The 19,980-nt window shown below is 56.7% G+C and carries 18 protein-coding genes; 8 read left to right on the top strand and 10 right to left on the bottom strand.

Annotated elements, in window-relative coordinates; translation table 11 throughout:
• The coding region (locus ACR0CW_RS19700; protein WP_480789089.1) for a COG4223 family protein at positions 1-1,096 on the top strand (1,096 nt) is incomplete at its 5' end.
• A 10-nt stretch (positions 1,097-1,106) separates the two neighbouring features.
• A complete protein-coding gene (locus tag ACR0CW_RS19695) occupies positions 1,107-2,594 on the top strand; it encodes a heme biosynthesis HemY N-terminal domain-containing protein (protein ID WP_480789088.1) in 1,488 nt (495 codons plus the stop codon).
• A 93-nt stretch (positions 2,595-2,687) separates the two neighbouring features.
• Here the strand turns inward: ACR0CW_RS19695 and ACR0CW_RS19690 are convergent, their stop codons facing one another.
• Complete coding sequence (locus ACR0CW_RS19690; RefSeq protein ID WP_480789087.1) at positions 2,688-3,542, bottom strand: SDR family oxidoreductase; 855 nt, start codon at positions 3,540-3,542, stop codon at positions 2,688-2,690.
• An 88-nt stretch (positions 3,543-3,630) separates the two neighbouring features.
• Here ACR0CW_RS19690 and ACR0CW_RS19685 point away from each other — a divergent pair, with 88 nt between their 5' ends.
• Positions 3,631-4,263, top strand: a complete 633-nt coding sequence (locus tag ACR0CW_RS19685; protein WP_480789086.1) for a class I SAM-dependent DNA methyltransferase — start codon at positions 3,631-3,633, stop codon at positions 4,261-4,263.
• On the opposite strand, the gene ACR0CW_RS19680 is transcribed toward ACR0CW_RS19685, so the two are convergent.
• Genes ACR0CW_RS19680 through ACR0CW_RS19670 form a run of 3 tightly spaced genes read right to left on the bottom strand, consistent with a single transcriptional unit; the run spans position 4,264 to position 8,241 of the window.
• Complete coding sequence (locus tag ACR0CW_RS19680; protein WP_155143070.1) at positions 4,264-5,043, bottom strand: carnitinyl-CoA dehydratase; 780 nt, start codon at positions 5,041-5,043, stop codon at positions 4,264-4,266.
• Positions 5,040-7,055, bottom strand: coding sequence for an acetate--CoA ligase family protein (locus ACR0CW_RS19675; RefSeq protein ID WP_480789085.1), 2,016 nt, complete (start codon positions 7,053-7,055; stop codon positions 5,040-5,042). Before ACR0CW_RS19675 ends, ACR0CW_RS19680 begins: the two co-directional genes overlap by 4 nt.
• Before the next feature lie 25 nt (positions 7,056-7,080).
• On the bottom strand, positions 7,081-8,241 hold the full coding sequence (locus tag ACR0CW_RS19670) for an acyl-CoA dehydrogenase family protein (RefSeq protein WP_480789084.1): 1,161 nt from the start codon (positions 8,239-8,241) through the stop codon (positions 7,081-7,083).
• Between the two features lie 77 nt (positions 8,242-8,318).
• Here ACR0CW_RS19670 and ACR0CW_RS19665 point away from each other — a divergent pair, with 77 nt between their 5' ends.
• Positions 8,319-9,266 (top strand): GlxA family transcriptional regulator, encoded by a 948-nt coding sequence (locus tag ACR0CW_RS19665; protein ID WP_480789083.1) that lies wholly within the window; start codon positions 8,319-8,321, stop codon positions 9,264-9,266.
• A 10-nt stretch (positions 9,267-9,276) separates the two neighbouring features.
• Here ACR0CW_RS19665 and ACR0CW_RS19660 read toward each other — a convergent pair whose 3' ends face one another.
• Genes ACR0CW_RS19660 through ACR0CW_RS19650 form a run of 3 tightly spaced genes read right to left on the bottom strand, consistent with a single transcriptional unit; the run spans position 9,277 to position 12,109 of the window.
• Complete coding sequence (locus tag ACR0CW_RS19660; protein WP_480789082.1) at positions 9,277-10,269, bottom strand: sterol desaturase family protein; 993 nt, start codon at positions 10,267-10,269, stop codon at positions 9,277-9,279.
• A gap of 54 nt (positions 10,270-10,323) precedes the next feature.
• On the bottom strand, positions 10,324-11,313 hold the full coding sequence (locus ACR0CW_RS19655) for a sterol desaturase family protein (protein WP_480789081.1): 990 nt from the start codon (positions 11,311-11,313) through the stop codon (positions 10,324-10,326).
• Between the two features lie 40 nt (positions 11,314-11,353).
• The gene (locus ACR0CW_RS19650) at positions 11,354-12,109 is read right to left on the bottom strand and encodes a class II aldolase and adducin N-terminal domain-containing protein (protein ID WP_155143076.1); all 756 of its coding nucleotides are present in this window, start codon (positions 12,107-12,109) and stop codon (positions 11,354-11,356) included.
• Between the two features lie 125 nt (positions 12,110-12,234).
• Between ACR0CW_RS19650 and ACR0CW_RS19645 the strand changes: the two genes are divergently transcribed.
• Entirely contained in the window at positions 12,235-13,110 is an 876-nt protein-coding gene (locus ACR0CW_RS19645; protein WP_480789080.1) for a LysR family transcriptional regulator, read from the top strand.
• Positions 13,111-13,194: 84 nt separating this feature from the next.
• On the opposite strand, the gene ACR0CW_RS19640 is transcribed toward ACR0CW_RS19645, so the two are convergent.
• Both ACR0CW_RS19640 and arsC read right to left on the bottom strand, forming a co-directional pair.
• Positions 13,195-13,623, bottom strand: coding sequence for a VOC family protein (locus ACR0CW_RS19640; protein WP_480789079.1), 429 nt, complete (start codon positions 13,621-13,623; stop codon positions 13,195-13,197).
• A 37-nt stretch (positions 13,624-13,660) separates the two neighbouring features.
• Positions 13,661-14,086 carry an arsenate reductase (glutaredoxin) gene (gene arsC, locus ACR0CW_RS19635; protein WP_480789078.1) on the bottom strand — a complete coding sequence of 142 codons (426 nt, stop codon included), beginning with the start codon at positions 14,084-14,086 and terminating at the stop codon, positions 13,661-13,663.
• 89 nt (positions 14,087-14,175) lie between these two features.
• On the opposite strand from arsC, the gene ade reads away from it, so the two are divergent.
• From ade to ACR0CW_RS19620, 3 genes are all read left to right on the top strand, one after another.
• On the top strand, positions 14,176-15,978 hold the full coding sequence (gene ade, locus ACR0CW_RS19630) for an adenine deaminase (protein WP_480789077.1): 1,803 nt from the start codon (positions 14,176-14,178) through the stop codon (positions 15,976-15,978).
• Complete coding sequence (locus ACR0CW_RS19625) at positions 15,975-17,438, top strand: AMP nucleosidase (RefSeq protein WP_155143081.1); 1,464 nt, start codon at positions 15,975-15,977, stop codon at positions 17,436-17,438. Before ade ends, ACR0CW_RS19625 begins: the two co-directional genes overlap by 4 nt.
• A gap of 130 nt (positions 17,439-17,568) precedes the next feature.
• A complete protein-coding gene (locus tag ACR0CW_RS19620; protein ID WP_050605937.1) occupies positions 17,569-17,856 on the top strand; it encodes an HU family DNA-binding protein in 288 nt (95 codons plus the stop codon).
• A gap of 97 nt (positions 17,857-17,953) precedes the next feature.
• Here ACR0CW_RS19620 and ACR0CW_RS19615 read toward each other — a convergent pair whose 3' ends face one another.
• Complete coding sequence (locus ACR0CW_RS19615) at positions 17,954-19,849, bottom strand: amidohydrolase (protein WP_480789076.1); 1,896 nt, start codon at positions 19,847-19,849, stop codon at positions 17,954-17,956.
• Between the last annotated feature and the right edge of the window lie 131 nt (positions 19,850-19,980).

The raw sequence follows: 19,980 nt of genomic DNA, 5'->3' as shown, positions 1-19,980 counted from the left end.
AGCCGAAGCCGAAGCCGAAGCCGAAGCCGAAGCCGAAGCCGAAGCCGAAGCCGAAGCCGAAGCCGAAGCCGAAGCCGAAGCCGAAGCCGAAATGGCCGTGGAGCAGACTCGGGAAGAACCGATTGTTCAGTCGCAAGAAAAGCGCGGCGGGTTTGTTCCTGCCCTGATTGGCGGCGCGGTTGCTGCGGCTATCGGGTTTGCAGCGGGTAGTGCGGGAATATTCGGGTCGGGCCAATCTGATGCGATCACGGCCCTGGAATCGAAGATCAATGATCAATCCAGCCAGATAGAGGCTCTGACGAAGTCTGTGTCCGATACTACAGAGATGGACACGAAGATCGCCGCGCTGACAGACCAGATTTCGCCAATTACTTCGGAACTGGATGCTGTAAAATCTGGTTTAGACAGTCTGACGAGCAAAGTTGATCCACTGACAACCCGTCTCAATGATCTGGAAAGCGGTGCGCTGACCCAAAGCGTGTCACCAGAAGCTTCTGCTGCGTTTGAGGCTGAGTTGAAAAAGCTTCAGGATTCTCTCGCTGCACAGCGAGCCGAGGTCGAAAAAATGGTCTCGGATGCGCAAGCGCTGGAGGCTAAAGCAGCCGCAGACGCCAAGGCTGCGACGAACACAGCCACACTGTCTCGCCTGCAGGGGCAGCTCGATGCGGGTTTGCGCTATGACGATCTGATTACCGAGTTGCAGGCTGGCGGTGTAACCGTACCAGACGCTTTATCCGGTCCGGCAGACAAGGGCGTGGCCACGATTGCTGAGCTGAACGCATCATTTTCGCCTGCAGCCCGTGCTGCCCTGGCCGATGCGCGTGATGCAGACAAAAGCACCGGGTTTGTTGCGTTCCTTCAACGCCAGACAGGCGCACGCTCAGTAACACCGCAGGAAGGTGACGATCCGGACGCAATCCTGTCGCGCGCTCAGGCTGCGTTGGCTGCCGGGGATTTGTCCAAGGCGCTGACCGAACTCAAATCGTTGCCAGAATCTGCGCAATCGGCGATGGCGGATTGGGAACAGGTGGCCCAAACCCGGCTGTCAGCGGTGGATGCCGCAAATGCGCTTGCCTCAAGCGTAAACTCGAACTGAAGGACCTGCCATGCTGTGGTCATTGTTTAAGATCCTTGTTTTTGTTGCGATTATCGGCCTGCTGGCCATGGGCGCAGGTTACCTTATGGAGACAAGCGGTGGTGTTCAGATCACTGTTGCAGGTACGGAATACACGCTTGGCCCCTTGCAGTCGGTCATCGCGCTGGGCGTTCTGGTGTTTGCGGTGTGGCTGTTCTTCAAATTGCTTGGCCTGTTGATCGCGACGCTCAAATTCCTCAATGGGGATGAGACTGCATTGTCGCGCTATTTCGATCGCAGCCGTGAGCAGCGTGGGTATCAGGCTTTGTCCGATGGTTTGATGGCACTTGCGTCGGGCGAAGGGCGTGTAGCCCTGACCAAGGCGAGCAAGGCTGAAAAGTTGCTCAACAAACCCGAACTGACCAACCTGCTGGTGGCGCAGGCTGCGGAAATGACCGGCGATACCAAGAAAGCGTCAGACACCTACAAGAAGCTGGTTACAAATAACGCCACCCGCTTTGTCGGTGTGCGCGGCATCATGAAGCAAAAACTGGCTGAAGGTGATGATGAAACGGCCCGAAAGCTGGCTGAAAAGGCGCTGGAGCTGAAGCCCCGCCATCAGGAAACGCAGGATGTGCTGCTGAACCTGCAGACCAAAGCTCAGGATTGGGCCGGGGCTCGTTCGACACTGACCGCCAAGCTGAAATCAGGTCATCTGCCACGGGACGTTTATAAGCGTCGCGATGCGGTGCTGGCCTTGTCCGAAGCCAAGGACATTCTGGACGACACCGCAAGTGTCGAACAGCAGGAATATGCGATCGAGGCAAACCGCCTTTCACCCGATCTGGTACCAGCGGCAGCAATGGCTGCGCGGGCCTATATCGAAAAGGGCAAACCACGGGCCGCGACCAAGATTCTGAAAAAAGCGTGGGAGGTGCAACCGCATCCCGATCTGGCGCATGTCTTTGCTGAAATAGCGCCGGATGAAACGCCAGAAGAACGGATCAAACGTTTTACGGCGCTTACACGGATCCATCCCGAAAACATGGAAACGCGCCTTATTCTGGCCGAGCTGAACATCGTCGCCGAAGACTTCCCCGAGGCGCGCCGTGCGCTGGGCGATGTGGTTGAAAAGCAGGCTGATGCGCGCGCCTATACGCTGATGGCCGCAATCGAGCGTGGTGAAGGCGCCAGCGATGCCGTTGTTCAGGGATGGCTGGCCAAGGCACTGAATGCACCACGCGGGCCACAGTGGGTGTGCGACAATTGTCATGACATCCAGCCTGAATGGGCGCCGGTTTGCCAGAACTGCCACAGCTTTGACACGCTGAGCTGGCAAACACCTCAAACGCCTGAGATCGCGACGGCGACTGGCGTGCATATGCTGCCGCTGATTGTCGGAGCGCTCGAGGACAAGCCCGAGACTGTTGAAGTTGAGGAACTCGAAGAACCGCAGGCTGATGATGTGATCGAAATGGATGCGGAACCGGTTCAGGCCGAGGCAGAGAAACCAGCCTGACAGGGTATCTTGAGTTTGAATGTATCACCCGGAGCAGGAAGTTTCAGTGTTCCGGGTTGAACATGCAAACAATCGGGCATTGATCCCTCGGTCTCAGGTAAGACCATCGCTTTCCACAAGCGCTTCCAGCCCGACACGATAGTTCGGGTACAGCAGCCTGACCCCGAGTTCGTTTTTGATCTTGTCGTTCCGGACGCGTTTGTTTTCATTGTAAAAGCTGCGCGCCATTGGCGTCAGTTCAGCCTCTTCAAAGGGAACCGCAGGTGGCAGTGGCAGGCCTTGCAGTTCGGCTGCATACCCAATCACGTCTTGTGGCGGTACGGGTTCATCATCGCAAACGTTGTAGATCGTGCCGGGTTTGGGATGCAGCATGGACGCTTCCAGCACCTGAGCAATGTCGTCTACATGAATGCGGGAAAACACCTGACCCTGCTTGATGATCCGGCGCAGCCCACCGTGTTTCAGTTTGGAGAACGGACCCCGCCCCGGGCCATAGATTCCGGCAAGTCGAAAGATGTGCAGGGGCAGGCCGGGAATGGCAGCCCATTCTTCCTCGGCTCGTAACCGCCAGCGACCGCGTTCGGCGGTGGGCGCGGGCGGGGTGCTTTCATCCACCCAAGCGCCTTCATGATCGCCGTAAATTGCGGTCGTGGACAAGTATCCCACCCAGCTAAACTGATCAGCCCGCGCCGTGATTTCTTTGCGCAATTCGGCAAGCACCGGATCACCTGCTGAGGTCGGAGCGGTTGAAACCAGCAGGTGCGTCACCCCATCCAGCGATGGTTGCTCTCCCGGCCAAACTATTGGATTGGCCCCGGATTCACGAATAGAGTCGGCCTGATCGGCGTTGCGCGTGGTTCCGATGATCTGCCAGCCTTTTGGGGCCAGTCGACGGGACAAGACCCGGGCAGAGTACCCATGTCCGAAAGAGAGAAGTGTATTAGTCATACTTCCCTTGATGATAGGGCACGGTCCGGGATGCAAGCGCTGGATGGACGCACTTGATTCGAATCCCCTGTTGCGCCTTCATTGGGGTATGAGCAACAAGACACCCGACCTGCACGCGGCTTATGCGCTGAAATCATCCGAAGACAGCAAACGTCTCTATGCTGAATGGGCTGGTGACTATGATGAGGGGTTTGCCGCGCTTGAGGATTATCAACTGCATATCCATACCGCGCGGGCATTTGTCAGCGCTGGGGGACAAGGGCCTGTTCTGGATGTTGGTGCTGGCACCGGGCTTTGCGGTGCGGTTCTGGCCGGGCTTGGGGTTGGGCCAATAGATGCCACCGATATCAGTGCCGAGATGCTGGATGAAGCGATGCGCAAGGATATCTATCGTGACGCGATCGAAGCTGATCTGAACCACGGCATCCCGGTGCCACCAGACAGCTATTCGGGCATCGTGTCATCGGGGACTTTCACGCATGGCCATCTTGGTCCCGAAGCGCTGCCCGCCCTGCTTCGCATTGCGCGGCCGGGGGCACAGTTTGCCCTGTCGATCAATGCCCGACACTATGAAGCGCTGGGTTTTGCAGATGCGTTGCAGCAACTGCAAAAAGATCAGATTGAAAACCTGGTGCTGCCCACGGTGCGCATTTACGGGGATCTGGCCGCTGGCCCGAACAAGGACGACCTTGCGCTAATCGCCCTGTTCGAGAAATCCTGATTAACGCCCTTTCCAAACCGGATCGCGCTTTTCCGCAAAGGCGCGGGCGCCTTCCAGATTGTCCTCTGATCCGTAGAGGACGTCGACCGTCTGCAATTGTCGTTTGGTGATCCGGTTCATCGAGTCCTGAAACTTTGAATCTTCTGCGTCGCGCACGATCTCTTTGATTGCGGCATAGACCAGCGGTGGGCCGCTCGCCAACAGGCGCGCCAGTTCCCATGCCCGGTCGAGCAGTTGATCTGCTGGAACGATTTCGTTGACCAGACCCCAGCGATGTGCCTCGTCTGCATCAAACCAGCGCCCGGTCAGCAACAGCTCCATCGCGATGTGATAGGGGATGCGCTTGGGCAGCTTCACGCTGGCTGCGTCAGCCACGGTACCGGAACGAATTTCGGGCAGGGCAAAGCTGGCATGATCTGCTGCAACGATCATATCGGCGCTCAGTGCCAGTTCGAGGCCGCCGCCACAGGCAATCCCATTGACGGCTGCGATCACCGGTTTGTTCATGTCCCGCAGTTCCTGCAGACCGCCAAAGCCGCCGACACCGTAATCTCCGTCTACGGCATCTCCGTCTGCAGCAGCCTTCAGATCCCAGCCAGGGCAAAAGAACTTCTCTCCGCCACCGGTCAGGATCGCCACCCGAAGATCGGGATCGTCACGGAAGTCGCGAAAGACATCACCCATTATACGACTGGTCGCCAGATCGATGGCATTTGCCTTTGGCCGGTCCAGAGTTACTTCCAGTATGGCGCCGTCACGGCGGGTTTTGATCGGGTTCATGAGCTTGCCTTTCGGATCAGGGCATCAACCGCTACCACCCCGTCAGCAGAGCAGATCAACGGATTCACTTCAACTTCGTCGACAGTTGCCGCATTGGCAATGACATAGCTTTGCACAGCCTCGACAGCATCCAACGTTGCATCGATATTGGCGGCGGATTTGCCCCTGTACCCGGCCAATAGCGGTGCACATGCCAATTGGCCCAGCGCAGTCCTGACCGCCTCGCGGGATGCCGGAATCAGCAACGATACGGTATCCCGCAATATCTCGGTCAGGATGCCACCTGCACCCAATGTCAGAACATATCCATGTGCCGGATCGCGTGTTACCCCGACCAGAAGCTCAGCCACGCCACCCGTGGCCATTTCCTCGATCAGAATCTCAGGCGTTCCGATATCCAGAGCTGTAGCATCGATTTCCTCTGCCTCGATACCAAGTCGTACGGCACCGTGCTCGGATTTATGCGCAAGGCCGACGCCCTTAACCGCAAACGGACCATTCAGACCATGCACAGCCTGGCCAGCATCTTGCGGGCAGGCGACAACACGTTTTGGCACCGGCATCCCAAACTCGGCCAAAGCATCCTTTGCTTCGGCCTCGGTCAGGATTTGGTCGGCGTTGGTATCAGAGGGCAGCAGGACTGGATCTGCGACCTCATGAGATCTGGGTGCTGCGGCCTCGGATGCGGCAAGCGCTTCGTGCAATCCTGCGAATGGCACGACACCACCATCACGGAGGCGTCGCGCAACATCTTCGGGCATCAGTTCCGGTAGAGTAGCCGTTACGGCAAAGGGTCGCCCGGTTTCTGCGACGCAGTTGAGCGCTGCCTGCGTTGCACATTCCCAGTCTGTTGCGTCTGTGTGTGGATAGTCGACCACCGCCATGGTCATGGCGATATCCGGCCCGACCAGGCTTTTCCACGCGCGGGTCATCGCATCCGTGTCGCGCCAGATGTAGGTGTGATAGTCGAGCGGGTTCGCAAGCGCCACCATCGGCCCCAGTGCGTCACGCAGATTGGTGCGCTGAGTATCCGTCAGTGCGGGGAACCGCAGATCCCTGTCTTCGGCCATATCAGCGGCAAGACTTGCTTCACCGCCCGAGCAGCTGATCATGCCCAACCCGTTTCCATCCAGTTCACCGGTGATGTGCAGCAATTTCAGCGTTTCCAGAAAGCTGGGGATATCATTCAAACGGGCAATCCCCAATCGATCCAGAAAGGCCTGCGCCCCTGCATCACCACCTGCCAAAGACGCGGTGTGGGAAATTGTTGCGGCCTGCGCATGCGAGGACCGCCCCATCTTTAACGCGATGATGCGAACCCCCCGATCGCGCGCTTTGTCTGCCAGAGCCTCCCACTTTCGCAAGTCACCAAAGCCCTCGATATGAACTCCGATTGCGGTGATCCGATCATCATCCAGCAGGGCCGCAGCGATATCCGCCTGATGGGTCTGAGCCTGATTTCCGCAGGTCAGCATGAACGCCAACGGCAATGCACGGCGCTGCATAGTCATGTTGATGGCAATGTTCGAGCTTTGGGTAAGGATCGCCACGCCGCGTTCAACCGGTCGCATTCCATGCTGGTCCGGCCAGATGGCCACGTTGTCCAGCGCATTTACAAAGCCATAGCAGTTCGGGCCGAGGATCGGCATATCGCCTGCTGCGGCCACCAGTTGTGCCTGCAGATCAGCCCCCTGATCATCTTCGGCCCGGGCCTCGGTAAAGCCCGAAGCAAAGCAAACAGCCCCCCCGGCACCCAGTGTCGAGAGGATCCTTACGGTTTCGATCGTCGCGTGCCGGTTGATGCCGATGAACGCAACATCCGGAGCCTGAGGCAAATCCTCGATGGACTTGTAGACCGCCTCGCCTGCAACTTGGTCAGCCTTGGGGTGTACTGGCCAGATTTGCCCCGAATATCCAAGTTTTCTCGCCTGACGAATAACCTCGGCGCACCACGCGCCGCCGCCGATAACGGCCAGCGACGCAGGTGTCAGCACACGTTTGAGTGCCTTCATCAGGTGTCCCTCATCAGCGTCACCATTACGCACCCAATGCACGCAGCAGATCGCGGCTGATGATGTGGCGCTGGATTTCGCTGGTGCCGTCCCAGATGCGCTCAACCCGCGCGTCTCGCCAGAACCGCTCGAGTGGGTAGTCATCCATCAGGCCCATACCACCGTGGATCTGAATGGCGGCATCGGTGACGCGTGCCAGCATCTCAGAGGCATAAAGCTTGGCCGAAGCGATTTCGCGGTTGGCGGGCAGGCCTTTGTCCAGCCGATCTGCTGCGGCCAGCGTCAAAAGGTCGGCCGCGTCGATTTCAGTGATCATGTCCGCAATCTGGAAAGACACGCCCTGAAATTTGCCGATTTTCTGGCCGAATTGCTCGCGCGTGGCAGAGTAATCCAGCGCATAGTCGAACGCGCGACGAGCGCGACCCACGGACATGGCAGCAACAGTTATGCGTGTCGCGTAGAGCCAGGTGTTCATGACGTCGAAGCCGCCATCGACCTCACCCAGAACCTGGCTGTCCGGCAGGCGGCAGTCGTCAAAATCCAACACCATGTTCTTGTAGCCGCGATGGCTGACAGACTTGTACCCGTCGCGGATGGTGAAGCCGGGCGTCCCGCGATCAACCAGAAACGCCGTGATCCGCTTTTTCGGGCCTTTCGGCGTCTGATCCTCTCCGGTCGCGATGAAGACGATGATGAAATCCGCATGTTCCGCGCCCGAGATGAAGTGCTTGGTGCCATTGACCACCCAGTCACCCCCGTCCCGGACGGCTGCGCATTTCATACCGCGCACATCCGACCCGGCACCGGGCTCGGTCATCGCCAGCGCATCCATTTTTTCACCACGTACGGCCGGCATCAGGTAACGCTCGACCTGCTCGCCCTCACAGGCCATGAGGATGTTCTGAGGACGTCCGAAGAAATGGTTCAGCGCCATGGACCCGCGACCCAACTCGCGTTCAACCAAAGCGAACTCCAGATGGTTCAGCCCGGCACAGCCTACGCTTTCGGGGAAGTTACAAGCATAGAATCCCAACTCGATCGTCTTGCGTTTGATCTCGTCCGCAATTTCCTGAGGCACTTCACCGGTGCGTTCGACCAGTTCCTCATGCGGGTAGATTTCGTTTTCGACAAAGCTGCGAACGGTTGAGACGATCATCTCCTGTTCGTCGGACAATCCATATTGCATCGGGCGTCTCCAAATTCGGTGTTGTGCGTATCCTGACGTGGCTTGAAATTTGAAGCGTGCGAAAATAGACGTTAATCATGCAAGATTGGACTAAATCACCCTCTGCACCGCAGCAAATCGGAGTCCTCCTGTTCGACGGATTCTCGAACCATTGCCTGGCCAATTCGGTCGAGCCTTTGCGGGCTGCAAACACATTGGCAGGGCGCAAATTGTATGATTGGCAGTTCCTCGCGTTGGATACCGGACCGGTGACCTCGTCATCCGGGCTGCAGGTTGCGCCGCATGGGACCCTGCAGACCGCCAGCGGCGACATGCTGATGGTGATGCCATCCTATGGGTTTCGTGCGCATGGGGGTTGGCGTACCCTCTCGGGCCTGCGATCTGCTGACCAGCGTTTCAGGGTTCTGGCGGGCCTCGATACCGGTAGCTGGCTGCTGGCCCTGGCCGGGTTATTGGATGGGCATCGCGCAACAATCCACTGGGAGGAGCTGACTGGGTTCACCGAAAGGTTCCCCGAGGTCGATGCGCGGCGCGAACGCTATGTCATCGACCGAAACCGCATCACTTGTTCCGGCGCGATGGCGGCCTTTGATCTGGTTCTGCATCTGATTGGGCGGGATCAGGGGCAGGCGTTGGCCCTGGAGGTCTCGCAACTGTTCATGACGCGCGATTCAGCGCGGTCTCATGCCGGAGGCGCAGGCGCGACCAGCGGTTACGTCAATAAGGCGCTGGCCCTGATGCAGGAGAATCTTGAGACGCCTTTGCCCGTTTCTGAAGTCGCCCATCGGGTGGGTCGTTCGCAAAAGGCCCTGTCGGTCCGGATGCAATCCGAATTGGGCGCTGGGCCAGCGCAGGTCTATCGCCGATTGCGTCTGAATCTGGCGCGTAAGCTGGTGGCCGAGACCGACTTGAGCATCGGAGAAATTGCCTTACGCGCCGGGTATGAGGATCCCAGTGCGCTGACCCGCGCCTTCAGGACCGAGTTCGGAGTGACGCCACGCGCCCTTCGCACAACCCGGTCCTGAACGCAGGTATTCAGCCAAACATCCGCTTTTTCCGGGCACGTGTTTCAGCCGTGGCTTCGGGTGATCCGTCATGGAAGGTGCCGAACCACCGGTCCCATGGCATTTCCTGATTGCCGTAGTTGCACTCATAATACCGGTGATGCAGCTGGTGATAGAACGTACCCAGCGCCAACCGCTTTTTATCCTTGATTAGCAAGTCTTCGTAGCCGGTATGGGTCATCGCTGCGCCCGGACCCTGAAACACGATGTGAAAGTACAGATGGATCGGATGGGACGGCACGATCCAGTGAATGCACAGCGTCGAGAGATAAAAGAAATGCTCGACCGGATGCATCGAGAAACCTGACCAAGGGCCGATATTGACGTTTCGGTGATGCAGGCTGTGGACCTTTTTATAGAGGAACGGCTGATGCAGCAGACGGTGCACCCAGTAAAAATGAAAGGCCGACCACATGGGCAGCAGGATCAACCAAAGGATGAACCAGACCGGATTTTCAGCAAAGGTGATGGTCGGCGCATAGCCGTTGGCCATCAGCCACATGGTCACGGCCTGAAACCCGGTCAACTGCAGAACGCCCGACCCAAGAGACCAGAACATGTTGTCCAGCACCTGATCGCTGAAATCCCAAAGCTTGTTGTTCTTACCCTGTTCGCGGCGTTCGAACTTCAGCTTTTTACCCTGCGATTTACGCATGTAGAAATACCAATGCAGACCGCCTGCGACGAGGAATATCATCGCGAAATTCACCACCCAGATCTGGAAGATCCATCCAAATGCAAAGGTCTTTGCGGTCTCCAGCGAGGGATAGAAAAACGCCCACAGCGCGATTGCCGCCAGCACCATCAGGACACGCTCACTCAGCGTTAGCCAGTTTTTGGCAAGCCATTTGCCCAGAAAAGCCGGTTCGGGGGGCCATCGGAAGATCGACGGATTCTCCAGCGGCAGTTCAGGGTGGTAGTTCCACTCACGACTCATGTCTTCCATCTGACGCGTGTCAGTCATGGCAGTGTCTTCCTTCTGCGAAGTGTTGTCTGAATTTTGGGGCGATATATCCGGTCAGGTGTACATCTGTTTCTTGAACGCCCGGGTTCGCACCGTCGCTTCGGCTGAGCCGTCGTGATAGGTGCCAAACCACTTGTCGAATGGGATTTCGGAGGTGCCGTAGTTGCACTCGAAATACCGGTGGTGAAGCTGGTGAAAGAAGTCTCCGGCGCGTGCAGCTTCGGTATCACCTGCTTTCAGTTTTTCAAAACCGGAATGAGACAGGACCGGGCTAATCTGCTGAAAATAAGCGTGAAACAGCAGGTGCAGCGGGTTGGAAGCCACGATCAGATGTATGAAGTAGGTCGTGAAGTACAGCATGTTTTCGAACCAGTGGTTGGAAATGCCGGACCATGGGCCTGTATTGACGTTACGGTGGTGTACGGCGTGGACGTGCTTGTACAGCTTTGGATGATGTTCAAGACGGTGCACCCAATAGAAATGCAGGCCTGACCACATTGGAATGAAGAACATCCAGATCACAAACCACACCGGCGCCTCTGCCCAAGCGATCACAGGCGCCCAGCCATTGGCCATCGCCCAATAGATCACCCACTGATACACGGTTGCGACAGTCATCGCGCTGCCAAGGGTCCACCAGATGTTGTCCCAGACCTGATTGCGGAAGGTGAAGGTACCGTTTCCACGGGTCAGGTCACGCCGGTCGAACTTTTTGTAAATGCCTTGCCCCTTGCGCATGTACAGCCACCAATGCAGGCCTCCGGCCACCAATATCTGGGGGACCATGTTCAGCAGCCAGACCCGAAACATCCAGCCGGGGGCAAAACTCTGCATCGCTTCCAATGGCGGAAGGAAAAAGACATAGGCTGCGATTGCAAGGGCCATGCACAGAGTCAGGGATGTCAGCTGTAGCCACGCACCGCTGTACCATTGAAGCACCGCGGCAGGGCGCAGCGGCCAGCTGAACACAGGGTTCAAAGCTACCGGACCATCAGGGCGATAGTTCCAGCGGGCGACTTCGGGGTCCTGAGCGGTGTCCGACATGGCGGGTACCCTTCAATACTGAAAAACACCGGATCTGGGGTCAGCTTGCGTAGTCTGACCCTTCGGCATCCAGAACGGCCTTAATCTCACGCAGGTGTGCTTCGGCTTGTCCGGGATAGTCATCCAGTTCCTGCGCGGTTTTTTCCGCGATTTCGTCCGACAAAACGCGCATCGGCTGCCCGGTCTGAAGCGCACGGATATAGGTCTCGGCTGCGCGTTCGAAATAGTAGAGCCTGTTAAAGGCATCTCCAACGTCGCTGCCGATGACCAGAACGCCATGGTTGCCCATGATCATGACCTTTTTCTTGGGATCGGACAGCATCGATGCACAACGCTCACCCTCGCTTTCAAAGGCCAGACCACCAAACTCTTCGTCCACGACGTAACGGTTGTAGAACGTGGCGGTGTTCTGATCGATCGGAGGTAGATTGCTGTCGGCCAGCGAGGCCAGAACAGTCGCAAAGATCGAATGCACATGCATGACACAACGCGCATGCGGGCAATGTCGGTGGATTGAGCCGTGCAGTCCCCAGGCCGTGGGATCGGGCGCGCCGGGCTGCTTCATGACATCGGGATCCTTCGCGTCGAGAAACAGCAGATCAGAGGCCCGTATACGCGAAAAGTACATCTGATTGGGGTTCATCAGGAATTGCGTACCATCGTCGTTCACGGCAAGGCTGAAGTGATTTGCAACGCCTTCGTGCATATTCAGCCGCTCAGTCCAGCGGAATGCGGCGGCCATGTCTACACGCTCGGACCAGTGGTCGATATTTGGACGCAGGTTGGTGACGCTCATCTGGCAACTCCTGTGGCAGCGGGCTTGAGTTTCATGCTTTGTAGATCGTGCATCCGGCATCGAAATTTGACCAACGAAAAAAACGTAGCTATTCCATTAGCTGAACTAATGGCAAAGTTATGCACATGCAGAAACCGCTTCCTCCACTGGGTTGGTTACGTACCTTTGAAGCGGCTGCGCGCCATCTGTCTTTCACGGGTGCGGCCCGTGATCTGAACATGACTCAGAGCGCGGTGAGCCAGCAGATCAAATCGCTGGAGGGATACCTTGGTCAGCCCTTGTTTTTAAGGCGCCCCCGCGCATTGGAGCTGACCGAGGCAGGTATCACTTATCTGCCTGTTGTACGCGACGCTTTTAGAACCCTGGTACGGGGTACACAGGCGGTAACCGGCGCCCGGCAAAATGCGGTTCAGGTGCAAAGCAACATCACCTTTGCCGTCAACTGGCTGGCACCGCGTTTGCCCGGTTTTCGGGTCCAGCACCCGGATGTACATCTCAATATTTTTACCGAGCTTTGGGAGCCGCAGGAGATGGCAGAAGGGGCGGCTGTCGAGATACGCTATTCCCTGCGCCCTTCGGATACCGTGCGTACGGAGTTGTTACGAACGGATCACTATTATCCCGTTTGTGCGCCAGACTACCCCGTCACACTGGAGAATCTGCATCAGCAGCCGTTGTTTGATTGCTCGAATCTGCTGTCGAATTGGGGAAACTGGGCGGAAGAGCAGGGGTTGGACTGGCCGAACCCACAAATCACATATTCCACCACCTATATGGTCAGCCTGTCCGTTGCGATGGTTGGGGGTGGGTTGTGTCTGGCGCATGACACGATCGTTCGTGGTTTGATCAACGAAGGTCGACTGATCGCCCCGTTCGAGCATCGTGCTGTGATGCCCGAGGCCTACTACCTTTTGCTTTCGCCACAGGCCGAAGAGACACCAGGTGCAGTGGCTTTTGCCAACTGGATCCGAAGCGAGATCGAAGCAGATTCTCTGATCTAACCAGTGAGCCCCCCATCGTATATGCCCTTTCGGCATTTCCTCTGGTTGGACGTGACAGCACTGACGCGCTGTGTCAGGTCGGCCTTATTCGGTAACTTTCGGGCGGCTAGGCACCCAAGCATATCCGTTTTCACAAAGGATATATGCCTCTCGCAGGCCATGCGGTTTGTCTGTGGGGGGCTGTAGTACCGTAGCGCCAGCAAGATCTGCGCGGGTAACGGCATCGTCCGGATCTGTATCGTACAAGCGGATTTCGATACCCGCACCGCGCGGCGGTGTTTCCGGCAGCAAGCTCAGCAACGGATTGGAGTGGTAGGTTCCATCAGAATGCAGTTGAAAGACCTGACCGGAATAGGTGACGATCGCAAAATCAGCCGTCACCTGATGGCTTTTCATTCCAAAAACAGTCTCTAAAAAGGTGCATTCTGCCTTCACGTCCCTGACCAGCAGGTTTAGCCCGAGCCCGTTTAGGCCTCGCCCGAAACTGTCGGCATCTATCGTTTCATAGTCCATGTGAGCAGATTGAGCAGCAAGTGCATCGCAAAGCAAGCTATTCAGGCACGTGATTTCCCTTGTCATCAATCAGGGTCGTTCCGTCCTCTTTAAGCCATGGTGCCTTTGGCCATGTGTCGAGTAGGTCAAGAACAGCGCCTGATGGTCTGCATAGTCTGACCCCATTGCGGCATGCCACGATTGGTCGATTGACCAGAACCGGATGTTCCATCATGGCATCCAGCAATTGATCGTCTGTCACCTCATCATCCAGCAGACCCAGTTCCTCAGCGGGTGACTTAGTGGTCCGAAGCGCCTGAGGAGGTGTCAGTCCGGCGGCGGCGAACAACGCCAGGAGTTGTGGCCGGGTCCAGCCGGTTTCCAGATATTCGATGACCACCGGATCGTATCCGGCGTCACGTATGATCTGCAGTACGTTACGGGACGTGCCACAGGCGGGGTTGTGGTGAATGACGATATCCATATGACCCTCTTATGCTGCCTTTCGTGACGGTTTCATGATACGCAAAGAGCAGGGGTTGAACCTTCCTGCGCATTAGGGAAAGTTGGGCCATGGAATACACACCTTTCCCAAGCTGGCCCGATGTCGCCCCTCGTTTGATTGCCGTTGCCGCCGGGCGCGAACCTGCGGACATGATTATTCGCGATGGTATCTGGGTCAATGTTCACAGCCGTGAGACCTTGCCCGGCCATTCTGTTGCCATTGCCGAAGGGCGTGTTGCCTTTGTCGGGCCTGACGCCTCGCACTGCATTGGTCCTGATACCCAAATCATCGAAGCGCGCGGGCGCTATCTAATCCCGGGCTTGTGTGACGCACACATGCATATCGAATCCGGAATGCTGACGCCCGCTGAATTTACACGCGCGGTGATCCCGCATGGGACGACCTCGATGTTCACCGATCCCCATGAGATTGCCAATGTGCTGGGCCTAGATGGCGTACGCATGATGCATGATGAGGCGCTGTTGCAGCCGGTGAATATCTTCACTCAGATGCCGTCCTGTGCACCTTCGGCACCAGGGCTGGAGACGACAGGCTATGAAATCACGCCTGAAGATGTATCAGAGGCGATGAACTGGCCAGGAATTATCGGCTTGGGGGAGATGATGAATTTCCCCGGCGTGATAAATGGCGATCCAAAGATGCTGGCCGAGATCGCAGCCACGCAGCGCGCAGGAAAAACGGTAGGCGGACATTACGCTTCCCCTGATTTAGGGTCTGATTTTGCAGCATATGTGGCTGGCGGGCCGGCTGATGATCATGAGGGTACGTGTGAGGCCGATGCCATTGCGCGTGTGCGTCAGGGTATGCGTTCGATGATGCGGCTGGGTTCGGCCTGGTATGACGTGGAAAGCCAGATCACTGCGGTCACGGAAAAAGGTCTGGATCCGCGGAACTTTATCCTGTGTACGGATGATTGCCACTCGGGCACGTTGGTGAACGAAGGGCATATGAACCGCGTCGTGCGGCATGCCATCGCCTGTGGTTGCGATCCTTTGATTGCACTGCAGATGGCCACGATCAACACGGCCTCTCATTTCGGGTTGGAGCGTGAAATCGGCTCGATCACACCCGGACGCAGGGCAGACATCATCATCACGTCTGACCTGACCGATCTGCCGATTGAGACGGTTGTGGCACGAGGCCAGGTTGTCGCTGAAAATGGCGCGATTACAGTCGATTGCCCCCATTACGACTGGCCTGACCGGGCGCGAAACACTGTACATCTGGGACATCAGCTCAGCGCTGTAGACTTTGAGATCGAAGCACCGGCCGGAGCGAACCGGGTTCAGGCCAACGTAATCGGTGTGGTGGAAAACCAGGCCCCGACCAAAGCGCTGAAAGCCGAACTGCCCATCATCGGTGGGCTGGTAGAAGGTGAAGGTGATGTCTGCCAGATTGCGCTGGTTGAACGGCACCGGGGTACCGGAGGTGTAACGAACGCTTTTGTTTCGGGCTTTGGCTATCAGGGCCGCATGGCGATGGCGTCAACCGTAGCCCATGACAGCCACCACATGATTGTCGTAGGTACTGACCGCGAGCAAATGGCGCTGGCCGCAAACCGGCTGGCCGAAGTGGGTGGCGGCATCACCATCTTCCGAGATGGAGAAGAACTGGCATTGGTCGAATTGCCGATTGCCGGTCTGATGTCCGACAATCCGGCGGCCGAGGTGGCCGCAAACGCAGAAAAGATGGTCGAGGCGATGGAGGCCTGCGGCTGTCAGCTCAACAACGCTTATATGCAGCACTCCCTGCTTGCTCTTGTCGTGATCCCGGAATTGAGGATTTCCGACCTGGGCCTGGTGGATGTGCGCACCTTCGAAAAGATAGATCTTCTGGAACCACTTGCATGACAACAATAATAGAACCAAAAGCACCCAAACCAGAACAATTCACCGATGCGTCGGCCGCTGTTGCCCGACTTGAAGAACTGTACGAGCAGGCAACGACATTTTTGTGCGACAAGTTCTCTGACTCAATGTCGGGTGATACGCCGACCGAGCGATTCAGAGCCTATTACCCGGAAATTCGCATCAGAACCGCGTCCTATGCCCATGTCGACAGCCGTCTGAGCTTTGGTCACGTTTCGGAGCCGGGGACACACGCGACGACGGTGACGCGGCCGGATTTGTTCCGTTCCTATCTGACACAACAGATCGCTCTGCTGATTAAGAACCACAATCAGCCGGTCACAATCGGCCTTTCGGATACGCCGATTCCGGTACATTTCGCAGTCGCGAACAATCCGGATCTGGTTGTACCGCATCAGGGCGCCGCAGGGTTCACGTTGCGGGATGTTTTCGACGTTCCGGATCTGACGACCACCAATGATGATATCGTCAACGGCGTCTATGAGCTGGAGAACGATGTCGGCCCTCTTGCGCTGTTTACTGCTCAGCGTATCGACTATTCGCTGGCGCGCCTCGCGCATTATACGGCCACGGATCCAAGCCATTTCCAGAACCATGTGTTGTTCACCAACTACCAGTTCTACGTCTCGGAATTCGAAAACTATGCGCGTGAACAGCTGGCTGATCCGGATAGCGGCTACACCAGCTTTGTGTCCACAGGAAATGTCGAGATCAGCGATCCGAAGGCTGCAATCGAACAACCGCTGAAACTGCCGCAGATGCCGACCTATCACTTGAAGCGCGAGGATGGGTCCGGCATCACGCTCGTCAATATTGGTGTTGGTCCGTCAAACGCCAAAACGGCAACCGACCATATTGCGGTTCTGCGTCCGCACGCATGGCTGATGGTTGGCCACTGCGCTGGGCTGCGAAATACGCAGGCTTTGGGCGATTTCGTACTGGCCCATGCCTATCTGCGCGAAGACAAGGTGTTGGACGATGATCTGCCGGTCTGGGTTCCGATCCCGCCACTGGCCGAAGTGCAGGTTGCACTTGAACAGGCCGTGGCCGAAGTGACCGAGCTTGAAGGTTATGAGCTCAAGCGGATCATGCGAACCGGCACTGTGGCTTCGGTCGATAACCGAAATTGGGAGCTTCGTGATCAGTCGGGACCCGTGCAACGGCTTAGCCAATCGCGCGCAATCGCGTTGGATATGGAAAGCGCCACCATCGCCGCAAATGGGTATCGTTTCAGGGTGCCTTACGGCACATTGTTGTGCGTGTCAGACAAGCCTTTGCATGGTGAACTAAAGCTTCCCGGCATGGCTTCGTCGTTCTATACCACGCAGGTCAGCCGCCATTTGGCGATCGGAATACGGGCCATGGAACACCTCCGCGGGATGCCTCTGGAGCGTCTGCACAGCCGGAAATTGCGTTCTTTCGACGAAACGGCCTTCCTCTGAAGCAAAAAAGCAACGAAATCCCCATATTTTTGGGGGTTTTGGCGCTACTATTCGTTGTGTTCACATACAATATCCCGTTACAGTTACGCGGTGAGGCCCAAGAGATCGGGCACGTTAAGGAGACCAAGAAATGGCAAAGCCTATGACTAAAACTCAGCTGGTTGCTGCTCTCGCTGAGGAAATGGGAACCGACAAGAAATCCGCAAACGCGGCACTTGAGGCTGTAACCGGCCTGATCACCCGCGAAGTTTCCGCCGGTGGTGCAGTGACCCTGCCCGGCGTCGGCAAAATCTACTGCCGTGAGCGCCCCGAGCGTCAGGTCCGCAACCCGGCCACTGGTGAAACCTTCACCAAAGAAGCCGACAAGGTTGTGAAAATGACCATCGCAAAAGCACTGAAGGACAGCGTGAACGGCTAATCACAGCCTTCACAACTTCAATAGAAGGGTCGCGATTTCGCGGCCCTTTTTCTTTGATGGAACTCATCTACCCGGATCCAAGGCGCCGGTGGGCCGCTTAGAGATGGGTATGAACAACCTTAAGCGCGTGGTTCAGCATCGCGCGATTGATCTCTTCGTCTGCCGGGGGCTTCGGATTCTGAGATGGTGAAAGCGAGGCTTTTCGCTCAGCCTCACCAACCGGTAAAACCCGCCCTTCCATAACTGTGCCCCAGACATTTATGTCGCGGATAGATGTCGGGTCTACGCTCAGGGGGTTTTCATCCAGAATAGTCAGGTTGGCCCGTTTGCCCGGTTCGATGCTCCCGATCTCATCACTCATCCTGAGGGCCTGAGCCGCCTCAATCGTAACCCCGCGAAGCGCCATCTCGGCCGGTACTCTCTGATCCGCGCCAGCAGTGCGACCGGAAGAAGTTATCCGATTGACCGCACACCACATCAGAAACAGGGGATCAGCGGGTGCCATTGGCATATCTGAATGCAGTGACCAGGGGATACCAGCGAGCGACAAGTCACCCAGGCGAACCATCGAATCCGCGCGTTGCGGACCAAGACCAACTTTCGAGTACTGATCTGCCAGAGCCGTCACATAGTAGGGATTTCCGCTGACGATAGCGCCAAGCGCGCGAATCCGCTCGACCTGATCCGGGGCGCTGACCGCAAAATGCACCAGAACGGTGCGGTGATCATATCGCGGGTTGCGGCGCAGATTGGCCTCGAGCGTATCAAGAACCCGATCAAGCCCGGCGTCGCCATTGACGTGAATATGGATTTGATATCCTGCATCCCAGTAAACGCGGAATGCGCGCTCAAACAGATCGCGGTCCATCATCCATTCGCCATCATGACCATCCAGATAGGGATCACGTACCTGCATCAGCAGCGAATAAATTGCGCCATCTGCAAAAAGCTTTGCCTGCTTTGGCGCAAGACTTGTCATGCCACCATACCAAGAGGCCAGCTTTTCGGTTTCAGCAATGACTTGCGCATCATCCGAATAGGTCGCGACCATCGACTTTGCATCCACGATAAATGACCAGCGAAATGGCATATCCGGGTTCGAGAAAACTTCGTTGACGCCGTCCTGAACCGGTTTAGACAGAATCCCGCCCGGCTCATTGCCGAAGGTAATGCCTTTGGCGTGCATATAGTCGCGCGTGATTTCCAGACCGGAACGCAGGCGTTCGGGGGTTGCGACCATATTCGCGATGTTAGGCAAAACTCCGAACAGGCCCTGTTCCCAAAACCGCGCTTCTTCAAAATTGCTTTGCTCTTTTGCTGACGGGCTGAACGTTTCGAACTTGTCCCGGGTAACACCGCCGCGCTCCATTGCCGCCGAATTCAGTACCATCTCGTGACAAGAGCGCGCCCAAACAAGAATTGGTCGTGTTTTGCTGATTGTGTCGAGATCGGCACGTGTTAGTGGGCCATAGAAGGCGGGGTGATAGCCCCAGCTGAGCAGAGGCTCATCCGGATCTGACTTCTCGACTTCGGCCTTGGTCAGACGTGCCATGAAATCCTGTTTGTCTTTAACGCGAGGAACAGTTCCGCTCGGCAGGACCCAATCCTCGATTGCCAGGATTTCAGATGACATCGTAAGCGCGGCAAGTACAGGATGGTCATGCTGTGCAATAAAGCCGGGTACGATCACGTGATTGGCAAAGGTCGTATCGATTTCGTAGGGCTGGTCGCCTAAAACACGCTGCACATCTTCCAGCGTTCCGGCCCAGAGGATTCTATCGCCAACCACTGCAACCGCCTCGGCGGTTGGCCTTGCATCATTGAGAGTGATGATTTCGCGCGCAGTGTAGATCGTCGCCTGAGGTGCCGAGACAATTGATCCACCAATATCCTGCAATGACCCAGTTTCTGCCAAAGCATGTCTCAATGGTGTCAGTGCTGCAGCAGAAGCTAATCCAGTTCTCACAAATCGCCGACGGCCGATATCTTTCATAATCGAGTTTCCTCAGACAGTTGGGTGGCAATGGTATTCGATTTCAAAAGAGTAATTCCCATCACAATATCTGAATTTTGCACGGTGTCTTGCCCAAGGCATAAAAAAACCCCGCAGCACGCGCTGCGGGG

It is taken from the genome of Ruegeria sp. CH6 (assembly GCF_056537005.1).
Note: the sequence above shows the minus strand (reverse complement) of the source record. Positions and strands in the feature narration are given on the sequence as shown.

Excerpts from the sequence above, each read along its gene's own strand:
- ACR0CW_RS19695 (WP_480789088.1), top strand. The coding sequence starts at position 1,107 with ATGCTGTGGTCATTGTTTAAGATCCTTGTTTTTGTTGCGATTATCGGC.
- ACR0CW_RS19690 (WP_480789087.1), bottom strand. The coding sequence starts at position 3,542 with ATGACTAATACACTTCTCTCTTTCGGACATGGGTACTCTGCCCGGGTC.
- ACR0CW_RS19685 (WP_480789086.1), top strand. The coding sequence starts at position 3,631 with ATGAGCAACAAGACACCCGACCTGCACGCGGCTTATGCGCTGAAATCA.
- ACR0CW_RS19680 (WP_155143070.1), bottom strand. The coding sequence starts at position 5,043 with ATGAACCCGATCAAAACCCGCCGTGACGGCGCCATACTGGAAGTAACT.
- ACR0CW_RS19675 (WP_480789085.1), bottom strand. The coding sequence starts at position 7,055 with ATGAAGGCACTCAAACGTGTGCTGACACCTGCGTCGCTGGCCGTTATC.
- ACR0CW_RS19670 (WP_480789084.1), bottom strand. The coding sequence starts at position 8,241 with ATGCAATATGGATTGTCCGACGAACAGGAGATGATCGTCTCAACCGTT.
- ACR0CW_RS19665 (WP_480789083.1), top strand. The coding sequence starts at position 8,319 with ATGCAAGATTGGACTAAATCACCCTCTGCACCGCAGCAAATCGGAGTC.
- ACR0CW_RS19660 (WP_480789082.1), bottom strand. The coding sequence starts at position 10,269 with ATGACTGACACGCGTCAGATGGAAGACATGAGTCGTGAGTGGAACTAC.
- ACR0CW_RS19655 (WP_480789081.1), bottom strand. The coding sequence starts at position 11,313 with ATGTCGGACACCGCTCAGGACCCCGAAGTCGCCCGCTGGAACTATCGC.
- ACR0CW_RS19650 (WP_155143076.1), bottom strand. The coding sequence starts at position 12,109 with ATGAGCGTCACCAACCTGCGTCCAAATATCGACCACTGGTCCGAGCGT.
- ACR0CW_RS19645 (WP_480789080.1), top strand. The coding sequence starts at position 12,235 with ATGCAGAAACCGCTTCCTCCACTGGGTTGGTTACGTACCTTTGAAGCG.
- ACR0CW_RS19640 (WP_480789079.1), bottom strand. The coding sequence starts at position 13,623 with ATGGACTATGAAACGATAGATGCCGACAGTTTCGGGCGAGGCCTAAAC.
- arsC (WP_480789078.1), bottom strand. The coding sequence starts at position 14,086 with ATGGATATCGTCATTCACCACAACCCCGCCTGTGGCACGTCCCGTAAC.
- ade (WP_480789077.1), top strand. The coding sequence starts at position 14,176 with ATGGAATACACACCTTTCCCAAGCTGGCCCGATGTCGCCCCTCGTTTG.
- ACR0CW_RS19625 (WP_155143081.1), top strand. The coding sequence starts at position 15,975 with ATGACAACAATAATAGAACCAAAAGCACCCAAACCAGAACAATTCACC.
- ACR0CW_RS19620 (WP_050605937.1), top strand. The coding sequence starts at position 17,569 with ATGGCAAAGCCTATGACTAAAACTCAGCTGGTTGCTGCTCTCGCTGAG.
- ACR0CW_RS19615 (WP_480789076.1), bottom strand. The coding sequence starts at position 19,849 with ATGAAAGATATCGGCCGTCGGCGATTTGTGAGAACTGGATTAGCTTCT.